Annotated in this window: 9 protein-coding genes; 3 read left to right on the top strand and 6 right to left on the bottom strand. The window is 73.8% G+C overall.

Annotation, left to right across the window (positions count from 1 at the left end; genetic code table 11):
* Positions 1–37: 37 nt before the first annotated feature.
* The 3 genes from CD790_RS14010 (at position 38) to CD790_RS14000 (ending at position 3,603) form a co-directional block, all read left to right on the top strand.
* Entirely contained in the window at positions 38–1,375 is a 1,338-nt protein-coding gene (locus tag CD790_RS14010; RefSeq protein ID WP_144383537.1) for a VWA domain-containing protein, read from the top strand.
* 50 nt (positions 1,376–1,425) lie between these two features.
* Positions 1,426–2,847, top strand: a complete 1,422-nt coding sequence (locus CD790_RS14005) for an FHA domain-containing protein (RefSeq protein ID WP_144383536.1) — start codon at positions 1,426–1,428, stop codon at positions 2,845–2,847.
* 351 nt (positions 2,848–3,198) lie between these two features.
* Positions 3,199–3,603: a globin gene (locus CD790_RS14000; protein WP_144383535.1), complete on the top strand. Its 405-nt coding sequence runs from the start codon at positions 3,199–3,201 to the stop codon at positions 3,601–3,603.
* A gap of 105 nt (positions 3,604–3,708) precedes the next feature.
* On the opposite strand, the gene CD790_RS13995 is transcribed toward CD790_RS14000, so the two are convergent.
* The 6 genes from CD790_RS13995 to CD790_RS13970 form a co-directional block, all read right to left on the bottom strand.
* The gene (locus tag CD790_RS13995) at positions 3,709–4,500 is read right to left on the bottom strand and encodes a hypothetical protein (RefSeq protein ID WP_144383534.1); all 792 of its coding nucleotides are present in this window, start codon (positions 4,498–4,500) and stop codon (positions 3,709–3,711) included.
* Positions 4,497–5,012, bottom strand: a complete 516-nt coding sequence (locus CD790_RS13990) for a thioesterase family protein (RefSeq protein ID WP_144383533.1) — start codon at positions 5,010–5,012, stop codon at positions 4,497–4,499. The genes CD790_RS13995 and CD790_RS13990 overlap by 4 nt, the downstream gene beginning before the upstream one ends.
* 2 nt (positions 5,013–5,014) lie before the next feature.
* Entirely contained in the window at positions 5,015–6,679 is a 1,665-nt protein-coding gene (ettA, locus tag CD790_RS13985) for an energy-dependent translational throttle protein EttA (RefSeq protein ID WP_144383532.1), read from the bottom strand.
* Between the two features lie 249 nt (positions 6,680–6,928).
* A complete protein-coding gene (locus CD790_RS13980) occupies positions 6,929–8,353 on the bottom strand; it encodes a Cys-Gln thioester bond-forming surface protein (protein WP_144383531.1) in 1,425 nt (474 codons plus the stop codon).
* 273 nt (positions 8,354–8,626) lie between these two features.
* The gene (locus tag CD790_RS36840; RefSeq protein WP_399217501.1) at positions 8,627–9,439 is read right to left on the bottom strand and encodes a single-stranded DNA-binding protein; all 813 of its coding nucleotides are present in this window, start codon (positions 9,437–9,439) and stop codon (positions 8,627–8,629) included.
* Between the two features lie 170 nt (positions 9,440–9,609).
* Positions 9,610–11,808, bottom strand: coding sequence for a YfjP family GTPase (locus CD790_RS13970; RefSeq protein ID WP_144383530.1), 2,199 nt, complete (start codon positions 11,806–11,808; stop codon positions 9,610–9,612).
* Positions 11,809–12,194: the final 386 nt, after the last annotated feature.

Below are 12,194 nucleotides of genomic sequence, written 5' to 3'. Positions count from 1 at the left end.
CGGGGCGCCGGGGCACCGGGGCCGAGGAGCGGATCAGATGACCAACTTCGCGAAATCGAACGTTCCGCAGTTCACCGTCGACGTCTACCAGAACGAGTACCTGCCCGAGGGCGGTCGGGACGTCAACGCGATCGTGACGGTGACCGCCACCGGCGGCGGCACCACGGGCGGCCTGCCGATCCCCACCGACGGCGAGCGCGCGCCCGACGCGGCCGTGGCCATCATGATCGACTGCTCCGGCTCCATGGACTACCCGCCCACCAAGATGCGCAACGCGCGGGACGCCACGGCCGCCGCGATCGACACCCTGCGCGACGGCGTCTCCTTCACCGTGATCGCCGGCACGCACAAGGCGGAGGAGGTCTACCCGGGCGACGGCCGGCTTGCGGTGGCCGGCCCGGCGACCCGGGCCCGGGCCAAGGACGCGCTGCGCCGGTTAGGCGCGGGCGGCGGCACCGCGATCGGCACCTGGCTGCGGCTGGCCGACCGAGTGCTGGCGACCGGCGACGCGCCGATACGACACGGCATCCTGCTCACCGACGGCCGCAACGAACACGAGACGCCGGAGGAGCTGCGCGCGGCGCTCGACGCCTGCGCGGGCCGCTTCACCTGTGACGCGCGGGGCGTCGGCACCGACTGGGACGTCAAGGAGGTCACCGGCATCGCCTCGGCGCTGCTCGGCAGCGCCGACATCGTGGCCGACCCCTCCGGCCTGGCCGAGGACTTCACAAAGATGATGGAGACCGCGATGGGCAAGCAGGTCGCGGACGTGGCGCTGCGGCTGTGGACCCCGCAGGGCGCCGAGGTGGTCTTCGTCAAGCAGGTCGCACCCACCATCGAGGACCTGACCGACCGCCGCGCGGAGGCGAACGCGCGGGCCGGCGACTACCCGACCGGATCGTGGGGCGACGAGTCCCGCGACTACCACGTGTGCGTACGGGTGCCGGCGGCCGACGTGGGCCGGGAGATGCTCGCGGCACGGGTCTCGCTGGTGCTGCCGGCGCCGGACGGCGGCTCCCCGACCCCTCTCGCCCAGCAGCTGGTACGGGTCGTCTGGACGGACGACATGGCGGCCTCCACCCGCATCAACCAGCAGGTCGCGCACTACACGGGGCAGGCCGAGCTGGCCCAGGCGATCCAGCAGGGCCTGGACGCCCGCAAGGCCGGCGACCGGGACGGCGCGACGGCGAGACTGGGCCGCGCGGTCCAGCTCGCGAGCGCACTGGGTAACGAGGACACCGCGAAACTGCTTTCGAAGGTGGTCGACGTCGTCGACGCGGCGACGGGTACTGTGCGACTGAAAGCGAAGGTCGCGGAGGCCGCCGAGATGACACTCGACACGCGCTCCACCAGGACAGTTCGCGTCAAGAAGTAGCACGGCCCACCAGCAACGCCAATAAACGGCACAAGAGGGGGAACTCCGACATGGCGACCTGCCCGAACGGCCACCAGTCGACAGCCGACGACTGGTGCGAGGTGTGCGGCCACCGCATGTCGGGGACGCCCATGCCCGCGGGCAGCGTCCCGCCGCCACCACCGCCACCACCGCTCCCCATGCCGGGCACGCCCCTCTCTCCGGTGGCTCCGGGCGGTGCACCCGGGCCGCACGGCGGCCCCGGTGCGCCTGGTGGCCCCGGTGCGCCGGATACCTCCGGTGTTCCCGGTATGCCCGGAATGCCGGGCGCTCACGGCGCTCCTGGCGCTCCCGGTATGCCGGGTGTTCCGGGTGCCCCCGGTCAGCTCGGCGCGCCCGCCGCGCCCGGCGGCTATGGCTACCCGGCTCCCCAGCCCCCCGCGCCGGCGGGTGGCTACGGCTACCCCGGCCCCCAGTCCGACGCCACCGTCCAGGCGGAGCTGTGCCCGCAGTGCCGCACGCCGCGCGAGGCGCAGGCGCCGTTCTGCGAGGAGTGCCGCTACAACTTCCTGACGCAGTCCGCGAGTCCGTACATCGCGCCGCCGGCGCCGCCCGGGCAGGGCGGTTTCCCCCCGGCGCCACAGCCGCCGGCCCCGCCGCTGCCGTCGCCCGGCCAGCCGCCGCACCCGCACGTGCCGGCGCAGGCGACGCACGGCGGCGGTGACTACCCGGGCTCGCACCTGTCCCAGGTCAACCGCCCGGCGGAGCCGCTGACCGGGCCGCAGTCCACCGGCGGCGCGTACGGCGTCGAGGACGACTGGCCGCTGCCGCCTCCGGGCGGACCGGCGGGGGCCGCCGCGCCCGCTCCTCCGGCGCCGCCCGCGCCGGCGCCCGCACCGGCCCCCGGTCCGGTGCCCTCGCCGTACCAGCCGCCGCAGGCCCCGGCTCCGGCTCCGGCTCCGCAGGCGCCGATGCCGGCCGCACCGGCCTTCGGGGGTGACGACTTCCCGGGCACCGGCTCCCCGCAGCCGCAGCCGCAGCCGCCCCAGCCGGCCGCCCCGTTCCAGGCCGCCGCGCCACCGGCCCCGGCGGGCTGGGTCGCGGTGGTGGCCCCGGACCGCGAGTACTTCATGGCGATGATGCACCGCAGCGGCCCCGAGGCCGCCGGGTTGAACCTCCCCGCCTACAGCCCGGATCAGCACATCCAGCTCACCGGCACCCAGGTCACCATCGGCCGCCGTCGGCACAGCACCGGTGAGTCGCCCGACATCGACCTGGCCCGCCCGCCGGAGGACCCGGGCGTCTCGCACCAGCACGCGGTCCTCGTCCAGCAGCCGGACGGCAGTTGGGCGGTGGTGGACCAGAACTCCACCAACGGCACGACCATCAACGGCGCCGAGGACCCGATTCAGCCGTACGTCCCGGTGCCGCTCCAGGACGGCGACCGGGTGCACGTGGGCGCCTGGACGACGATCACCGTGCGCCGGGGCTGAGTCGACCCGGTCCGTACGGGTCCGCCCTCGACACCAGGGCGCGGGCGACGGCCGCCTCTCGGCCGCCGCTCGCGCCGGTGGGCCGACGTCGACAGCGAGCAGACATCGACGGCAGGCCCGCGTCCGCAGGGTGCCGTCGACCGCGCGGGTGTCGCCGCCCGCGCGGGTGTCGCCGGGCGCGGGCCCGTCAACCGTGCGAGGTGCGTCACCCACGCGAGATGGCCGCAACCGCGTGGGGTGCCGTCGACCGCGCGGGGCGCCGGGACCGTCTCGCCGGGCGCGGGGGCGGGAAGCGGTCATCGTGTGACCTACGTCTACAGACCTCCTCCGGTCATCTGAGAGCATTGAAGGGTGAAAGAGATCCCGCGCGGCACGCTTCAGGAGCAGACCTTCTACGAGCAGGTCGGCGGCGAGCAGACCTTCCGGCGCTTGGTGCACCGCTTCTACCAGGGCGTCGCGGAGGATCCGCTGCTGCGGCCGATGTACCCGGAGGAGGACCTGGGGCCCGCCGAGGAGCGGCTGGCGCTCTTCCTGATGCAGTACTGGGGCGGGCCGCGCACCTACAGTGACAACCGCGGACACCCGCGGCTGCGGATGCGCCACGCCCCCTTCACCGTCGACCGCGCCGCCCACGACGCCTGGCTGCGCCACATGCGCGAGGCCGTCGACGAGCTCGAGCTCTCCCCCGAGCACGAGACGCAGCTGTGGAACTACCTCACCTACGCCGCGGCCTCGATGCTCAACACCCCGGACTGACACCGCCGGGTCGCCGCCTGCCCGGTCGATGCCGGCGAGCCCGTGAGCCCGTCGCATATCGCTGTCGGTCAGCGGGGCCGGCTTGGCCCGGCTTCCGTCCCGTGGTCAGACCGGGGACAACGGCAGGGCCGACAGCCCGGCTCGGCGCACCGCGATCGAGCCGTACGGGGTGCGCAAACGCAGCCAGCTGCCCGCGGTCAGCAGGGCGAGCGGCTCGTCGGCGACGGCGGTCGACCACGCGCCACGCGTCGCGGAAGCGGCGTGGCCGAGGGTCGTGGCCGCGGAGGCGGCCGGCCGCTGGGGGGTGCGGCCCGGGCGCAGAAAGCCCAGTGACTGCGCCGCGTGCACGGCACGCAGCGGCAGTTCGGTGTCCCCGAGGGTGCGGGACCAGATCTGGCGGCCGATGCGGTCGCGTTCCGCGCGCGTGCGCCGCTCGTCGGGAAGCGCCTCGTCGCGGGCACGGAACTCGGCGACGGCGGCGGCCACCGCCCCGCGCATCGCCTCCGTGCCCGGCAGGCCGGGCATCCGCTGCCAGCCACCGCGGGGTGGGAGCACCCCGGCCCACGGCGGCCCCGTGACCGGGGCCGGCACGGCGACGGTCAGCCCGCGCGGCCCGGCTCCCTCGGGCGCGCCCGAGGGGCGGGCGGCGTCCAGGGCATCCGCGAACTGCCCGGCGGAGACGGTGGTGTCCAGCTGCTCCGTGGCGGGCTGGGCCAGCCGCGCCGTGCGGATGGCGAGCACCTCGAAGGACGGCGGCCGGCCGAAGACGGCGAGCACGCCGCCGCCGGCCTGCAGCCGCACCGCGGCGGCCCGGTCGTAGTGGAGCAGCCGGGACAGGAAGGCGGCGAGGTCCGCCGCCTCCCTGTCGTCGGCGAAGTGCAGCTCCCGCGTCGTCATGCGACGACGGCCTCCTCCGGCTTCCCGGACTGGGCGTCCCAACCGTCCCGCGCGGCTGGCGCCTGCCCGTTCCGGCGGTCCCGGGCGCTCGGGCCCCGCCCGGGGTCCTCCTCCAGATACCGCTCCAGGAAGAGCCGCTCCTGCTCCATGAGCCGGCGCGGCCGGCCCGCCTCCAGGTCATACGGGACCAGGAGCGTGGTGGCGCGCGCGTAGACGGCCTCCTCGTCCTTGATCTCGTAGGCGACGGCCAGCTGGGCGGCCCTGATCTTCGTCACCCACAGCTCGATGGTCACCGGCGTGTGCCGGTGCACCAGCGGCTTGAGGTAGTCGATCTCGTGCCGGGCCACCACGATGCCGCCGGTGAAGGCGCCGCTGCCGTCGTTCGGCGCCAGCCGCCAGATGAAGTCGACGCGCGCCTCCTCCAGGTAGCGGATGAACACCGCGTTGTTGACATGGCCGAACGCGTCCATGTCCGACCAGCGCAGCGGGCAGGAGTAGAGGTGTCGGGCCACGCTCAGCCCCGGGTGAGCTTCTTGTAGGTGGCACGGTGCGGACGCGCCGCGTCCGGACCGAGCCGCTCGATCTTGTTCTTCTCGTACGACTCGAAGTTGCCCTCGAACCAGAACCACTTGGACTCGCCCTCGTAGGCGAGGATGTGGGTGGCCACGCGGTCCAGGAACCAGCGGTCGTGGGAGACGACCACGGCGCAGCCCGGGAACTCCAGCAGCGCGTTCTCCAGCGAGGAGAGCGTCTCGACGTCGAGGTCGTTGGTCGGCTCGTCGAGGAGCAGCAGGTTGCCGCCCTGCTTGAGGGTGAGCGCGAGGTTGAGGCGGTTGCGCTCACCACCGGAGAGCACCCCGGCCGGCTTCTGCTGGTCCGGGCCCTTGAAGCCGAACGCGGAGACGTAGGCGCGCGAGGGCATCTCGACCTGGCCGACGTTGATGTAGTCCAGGCCGTCGGAGACGACCTCCCACAGCGTCTTCTTGGCGTCGATGTTGGCGCGGCTCTGGTCGACGTAGGAGATCTTGACGGTCTCGCCGACCTTGATGTCACCGGAGTCCGGCTGCTCGAAGCCCTGGAGCATCTTGAACAGGGTGGTCTTGCCGGCGCCGTTCGGGCCGATGACGCCGACGATGCCGTTGCGCGGCAGGGTGAAGGACAGGTCGTCGATGAGGACCTTCTCGCCGAACGCCTTGGAGAGGTTGTTCACCTCGACCACGACGTTGCCCAGACGCGGGCCCGGCGGGATCTGGATCTCCTCGAAGTCCAGCTTCCGGGTCTTCTCGGCCTCGGCGGCCATCTCCTCGTAACGGGCCAGACGCGCCTTGGACTTGGCCTGCCGCCCCTTGGCGTTGGAGCGCACCCACTCCAGCTCTTCCTTGAGCCGCTTGGCGCGCTTGGCGTCCTTCTGCCCCTCGACCTTCAGACGGGCCTGCTTGGTCTCCAGGTAGGTGGAGTAGTTGCCCTCGTAGCCGATGGCACGGCCGCGGTCGAGCTCCAGGATCCAGCCGGCGACGTTGTCCAGGAAGTACCGGTCGTGGGTGATGGCGACGACGGTGCCCGCGTACTTGGCGAGGTGCTGCTCCAGCCACTGCACCGACTCGGCGTCGAGGTGGTTGGTGGGCTCGTCGAGCAGCAGCAGGTCGGGCGCCTCCAGCAGCAGCTTGCAGAGCGCGACCCGACGCTTCTCGCCACCGGAGAGGTTGGTGACCGGCCAGTCGCCGGGCGGGCAGCCCAGGGCGTCCATGGCCTGCTCCAGCTGGGCGTCCAGGTCCCAGGCGTTGGAGTGGTCGAGGTCCTCCTGGAGCTTGCCCATCTCCTCCAGCAGCGCGTCCGAGTAGTCGGTCGCCATCAGCTCGGCGATCTCGTTGAACCGGTCGAGCTTGCCCTTGACCTCGGCGACGCCGTCCTGGACGTTCTCCAACACGGTCTTCGACTCGTCCAGCGGCGGCTCCTGGAGCAGGATGCCGACGCTGTAGCCGGGCGAGAGGAACGCGTCGCCGTTGGACGGCTGCTCGATGCCGGCCATGATCTTGAGGACCGTGGACTTACCGGCGCCGTTGGGGCCCACGACACCGATCTTGGCGCCGGGCAGGAAGCTCAACGTCACGTCGTCGAGGATCACCTTGTCACCGTGCGCCTTGCGCGTCTTGCGCATGGTGTAGATGTACTCAGCCAAGAGAAACCGTCCGGCAATCTATAGGTGTCGAAATGCGGCTCCGCCGCGTGGGCTCCGCCGCGTGCGGGCAGATACACCCCATCTTGCCGTACGACAAGCCCGCGGCGAAAACCACAGACCGGCGTGGAGCGGCACGGCCCCCGGAGCGCAGCGCCCGTGGAGAGCCGTCGCGCTTCGGACGGTCACCTGACGACTACGCTGCGGCTCGCTCACGCTCCTCACACGGTGGCCCCCGTCACTCCCCCGCCATCACTCCCCCTCGGGCGCCCCTTTCCCGCGGAGGAGGAAGACCATGCCGGCGCCGACCGCGAGGAAGGCGAGGGCGAGGCCCACGAGGAGCGGAGTGTCGGTGTCGGAGCCGGTCTCGGCGAGATCGCCGTCGTCCGGGATGTCACCGCCGGAGGCGCCGCCGACCGAGGCCGGGGCCGGCTCGTTGGCGGGCGTGTCGCCGCCGGAGCCCCCCGTGCCGGCCCCGGTGGGCCCGCCGCCCGTGCTCGCGGTCCTGCAGTCCAGCACCCCGGAGAAGGTGCGCTCGAAACCGTCGGGGCCGCTGATCGTGAACGCGTACTCCTGGTCCTCCCGCACCGGGACGGTGATGGTCTCGGACTTCCCCGCGGCGACGGTGTGCTCGACGCCCGCCAGCTCGAAGGTGAACGGCTCGTCGCCCGCGTTCCGCGCGGTCACGTCGACGCCGCTCTTGGCGCAGTTCTCCGCGGCGGACAGGGCCGGGATCGGCCCCTTCCGCGCCCAGCTCGCGGTGGCGGTGGCCGACACGTTGGACCTGCTGGATCCGGCCAGGATCTGGGTCTGGCTCTTGCTCTCGCTGGCGAACGCGCGGCCGACCGGCACCTCGGTGGACGCCTGCACGGTCAGCGAGGTGGTGCCGTCCGGGGTGCCGGCGGGGACGTCGAAGTAGAGCCGGCTGCCGTCGACGGCGCTGGTGACCGGCTTGCCGGCCCTGTCGACGACCCTGACGCCGGAGGTCGCGGCGGCCGGGGCGACGCTGACGGCGTTGGCGCCGGTACGCACGGTCACCGGACCGAGCCGCTCGCCCGACCTACCGGAGACGGCCGGCGGGTCGAGGGTCAGGGTGGCCTTGGGCTCCGGAAGGCGCTCGGCGTTCTTCTCCAGATAGTCGGCGAGCTTCTCGGCTGCCGGGTCGACCGCCTCCACCCGCGCCTTGTCGGAGAAGCGCCAGATGGCGACCTGGGTGCCGGCAGCGGCGGTCTTCTCGGTCAGCGGGCCGGTGTGGGCCTTCGCGGCCAGCGCCGAGAGGTCGTTGACCTGCGGGTAGGAGTGCCGCAGGATCCAGCGGATCTTGCCCGCGTCGGCGTTGTCGTGCAGCGAGGTCTCGCTCCAGGGCTTCTCCCGGTACTTGGCCTCGGGCCGCGTCGGGTTCTGGATGTCGACACAGTACGTCTGGATGGTGCCGCCCTCGTCGACCGCCATCTCGAACAGCCCGGCGCCCACCTGCTCCTTCTCCGCCCCGTTCCGGACGACCGCTTGGTCGAAGACCGTGAGACCGCCGAGGGTGGCCGTGGCGCCGCCCCGACCGGAGGGGAGGTCGTCGGCGGCGGCGGGACTCGCGACCGCCACCGCGCCGACCGCCGCCAGCCCAGAGGCCAGCACAGCGGCGGCGAGGCGGACCGCTCTCCGCCTCTTCACTGAGTTCATTTCTTCCCCTCCGGGCGAGCATGAGGACCATCACGGACACGGGCTCGAGCGCGTCATCGTGTGCGAGTCGTCGAGGCCATGGGCTGCCGTGGGATACCGGAACGCTTCTCGCCGGCGAACTCAAAACTCAGGAACCCCCGTTGGCACCGGGTGGATCCTAGGGAGAGAGCGCGTCCGCAGACGCCGGGAATGCGCCTGCCAACCCGATCCGAATCGGAATTGTTATCCCTCAGTTCCACTTTCGAGCTGGGTATATCGACAAATCTCCGACCTTCATGCAGGTGTCGCCCCGGTGAGTGCCGGTTCGGCCGCGGGTGGGCCGGACGGCGCGGCGGGGGCCACGGCGTCGGGGGCGGCGGGGTCACCGGGGGTCGAGCCACCGCGGGTCGGACTACCGGCGGTGGGGCGGACGGCGGTCGGGCGGCCTGCCGAGTCGGTGGACATGGAGACGGCCGGGGCCGGATCGGTGAACAGGGTGTCGGCCTGGGCGGGCACGGCGGTCGCGGTCCCGGCGGTCGCCGGTTCGGCCGTCGCGGGGCCGGTGGTCGCGGGCCCGGCGGGCGCCCCGTCCATGGGCACCGCACCGTGCATCGAGGCCAGGGCCGGCGTCATCGGCCTGGCCTGTGACACCCGGCGGAAGGCCGAGGTGCCCCGTGTCAGGTCGTGCCCCACCGCCACCGCCTCGATGTCGGCCGACAGCCAGCGTCCGCCCTCCCGCTCGCGCCCGCCCTCCGGGAACGCCGCCTGTCGGCCTCCCTCGCGGGCCCCGGCCTGGAAGCCGCCCCGGGAACCGCCGCCGGCACCTTCCCGGGACCCGTCCCGGCCGCCTTCCCGGATCCGCAGCCTGCCCTGCACCACGAGGGGTTCACCGATCGACACGGACGCGGCCACATTGGCGGCCAACGTGCGCCACGCGCACACGGTGTAGAAACTCGTGTCCCCGTCCGTCCAGGCCGCACGCGTCCGATCCCAGCGCCGGGCCGTCACCGCCAGCCGGAACCGGGTCAGCGGAACGCCCGAGGCGGTCTGCCGGAACTCCGGCGCCGTCGCCACGTTTCCCACCAAGGTCACCAAGGTCTCGTTCACTGTATGGCCTCCCCCGTCGTCGCGGATTGGTCTTGCCGTGCCGTCATCGTGCCCCCGCCCGGCGAAGCCCGCTGAGGGCTGTGGACGACCGCTCCGTTGTGGACAACTCGGCCACTCGTCAGAGGGAACCCACGGGGCCGGTGCGTGCGGTCGGCGCGACGGGGCATGACTCATCTCGACCGCGCCGCCGCGATGGCGTACTGCTCCCGCACCCCGCGATAGCGCATCAGCTCCGCCGCGACCGGCTCCAGCACCCGCGTCCGTCCGCACTCCGCGGCAGCCTCCCGCAGCCGCCGCTCCGCCAGTTGTCCGTATCGCTGCGCAGGCCCCCGGGCCAGCAGGGCGCAGCCCCACGTCACCATCGGCCCGCCTGCCGCACTCAGCGTCAACAGCAGCGCGGGGGCCCACCATCCACTACCGATACCGCCCGCACCGACGGGCGCACTGAACCGCTCGGCGACTGCCGCCAGCAGCCAGCCGGCGCCCACCAGCTGCACCACCAGCAGCGCGCCTTGCAGCACGGCCGCCACCGACCACCAGCGCGGACGGGGTGGTTGTCCACCGGGCGCGGTGGCGGCCACCGCCTCGTCCATCGCCTCCGGCAGCCCCATGGCCCCGTGTCGGGCCGCCTCGCGCACCGCCTGTGCCCAGGGCGTGGGCAGCCCCGTCGCCGCCTCGTCCGCCACGTTCCGCACCGCCTCTTCCACCGCCGGCCGGGCCGCGACCGGCACCGCCGCCAGCCGACCACGACCACCTCCAGCCATGTCCCTCCCTCCGCCGCTCCGGCGGGACCACAACCGCGACCACGGAGTACCGCATGCCCGATCCGCCGCCCGTAGCCAGGCGCGCTCCGCCGCCTGCCCGACCACGGCCGCCCCCGCCGCGTCCGCCAAGCGGTTCTCGAACTCCGCCCGGGCGCGCTCGGACAGCCCACCGACCCACCCGCCATCCGCCACATATGAGGAGCGCAGCCGCCCAGTGACCCCGTCCACATCCGCCGCCAACCGGCGCTCCGCCGCCCCGCACTCGCCCACGAACCGTCCCAACGCCTCTCGCAGTTCGCCCATCCCGGCTCCGGTCAGCGCGGACACGGCGAGCACCGCCGCCCCCGGCTCGCCATGCTCGCCCAGCGCCAACCCGTCCTCGTCCAGCAGCCGCCGAAGATCGTCCAGCACCTGGTCGGCGGCGTCCCCCGGCAACCGGTCGATCTGGTTCAGCACGACGAAGGTGACCTCGGCGTACCCGGCGAGCGGGCGCAGATAGCGTTCGTGCAGCACCGCGTCGGCGTACTTCTCCGGGTCCACCACCCACACCACCGCGTCCACCAGCCCCAGCAGCCGGTCCACCCGCTCCCGGTGCCCGGCCGCCGCGGAGTCGTGATCGGGCAGATCGAGCAGCACCAGCCCGCGGAGCGCCGGATCATAGGGATGGGCGGGGAGATGGCGGGCCCCGGGCAGGATGCCCAGCCGGTCGAGCAGCCCGTCAGCGTGGTCGGTCCAGGCACAGGCCATCGGTTCCGCGGTGGTCGGCCGTCGGATGCCGGCCTCGGAGAGCTCCACTCCGGCAAGAGCGTTGAACAGCGTCGACTTGCCGCTGCCGGTCGCGCCGGCCAGGGCGACCACGGTGTGTCCCAGCGAGTGCCGGCCTCGCGCGGCGGCCTCGTCGAGCACGCGCCCGGCGTCCCCGAGCGCGCGCCGGTCCAACCGGGTACGGGACAGTCCGACGAGTTCCCGGAGGGCGTCGAGGCGCGGGCGCAGCGCACCGAAGCCGAAGGCGGGGCCCGGGGTGAACCCGGGGCGTGGGGCGTACCCGGTCCGAGCGGCGGCCGTCCCGCTCTCCGGCGCCGGCCCGCTCTCCGGCACACCGGGCGGCTGCCGGAAGGGGGGTGCCGAGGCGGGCGAAGCGGCCGGGGCGGCGCGCCCGGCCACGGACCCCGACGGCCCGTCGACCGAGCGCCCGGGATCAGTGACTCCGATCCCTCTCGCCGCCCCGAGGGACTCCGGAAGGGCAGGCTGGGCAGGCCGCTCCGGGTGGCCCGAGCGCTCCGGGCGGTCCGGGCGCTCCGGGCGCTCCGGGCGCTCCGGAGGGGCGGGCTTCGCCGAGGTGGCCCGCCGGGCGATCAGTCCGTCGTCCCATACATGGGGGTCGGGAGCATCCGGTGCCGCATGAACAGTGGGCGGGGCAGTCGAGGTCGAGGGAGTGGTCGATTCCGGGGCGCCCAACGGGCCCTTCGGGCCCTCCGGGCTCAGACCGGCGGGCCGGTCCAGTGCCGGTGCTGGGGGCCCGTCCGGGGACTGAGCCGGGCGTCCGTCCGGGGACCGAGCCGGGCGTCCGTCCGGCGCCGGAGCCGTGGGGGGCCGGTCCGACATGAGGGGGCCCGCCGCTCCCGGCGCCGCCGGAGGGGGCACGACATCGCGGTCGTACCCGGCCCGGCGATCGCCCCCGGCGCCCCGCTCGCCCCCGGCCCCGCCACCCTCGCCCCCGACCCGGCGTCCGACCTCGCCTCCGTGCCCGATCCCGACCCCGATCCCGATCCCACGTCCGATCCCGGCCCCGTGTCCACTTTCGCCGCCGTTCCCGAACCGCCCGACCCCGTGCCCGGCCTCAGCCCCGTGCCGGACCTCGGCCTCGACGCCGCGGCCGACCTCAACGCCGTGTCCGCCCTCAACCCCGAGCTCATGTCCGCACCTGCCCTCGACGCCGAGCTCAGCCCCGTAAGCACTGCCCTGCCGCGGGCCGTGCGCGGCCCCGCGTT

It is taken from the genome of Streptomyces sp. SAJ15 (genome assembly GCF_007595705.1).
Lineage (GTDB): Bacteria > Actinomycetota > Actinomycetes > Streptomycetales > Streptomycetaceae > Streptomyces.
This window is presented reverse-complemented; position numbering and strand designations above follow the sequence as displayed.

Coding starts and splice junctions, on each gene's coding strand:
- CD790_RS14005 (WP_144383536.1), top strand. CDS start 1,426: ATGGCGACCTGCCCGAACGGCCACCAGTCGACAGCCGACGACTGGTGC.
- CD790_RS13995 (WP_144383534.1), bottom strand. CDS start 4,500: ATGACGACGCGGGAGCTGCACTTCGCCGACGACAGGGAGGCGGCGGAC.
- CD790_RS14010 (WP_144383537.1), top strand. CDS start 38: ATGACCAACTTCGCGAAATCGAACGTTCCGCAGTTCACCGTCGACGTC.
- CD790_RS13970 (WP_144383530.1), bottom strand. CDS start 11,808: ATGTCGGACCGGCCCCCCACGGCTCCGGCGCCGGACGGACGCCCGGCT.
- CD790_RS13980 (WP_144383531.1), bottom strand. CDS start 8,353: ATGAACTCAGTGAAGAGGCGGAGAGCGGTCCGCCTCGCCGCCGCTGTG.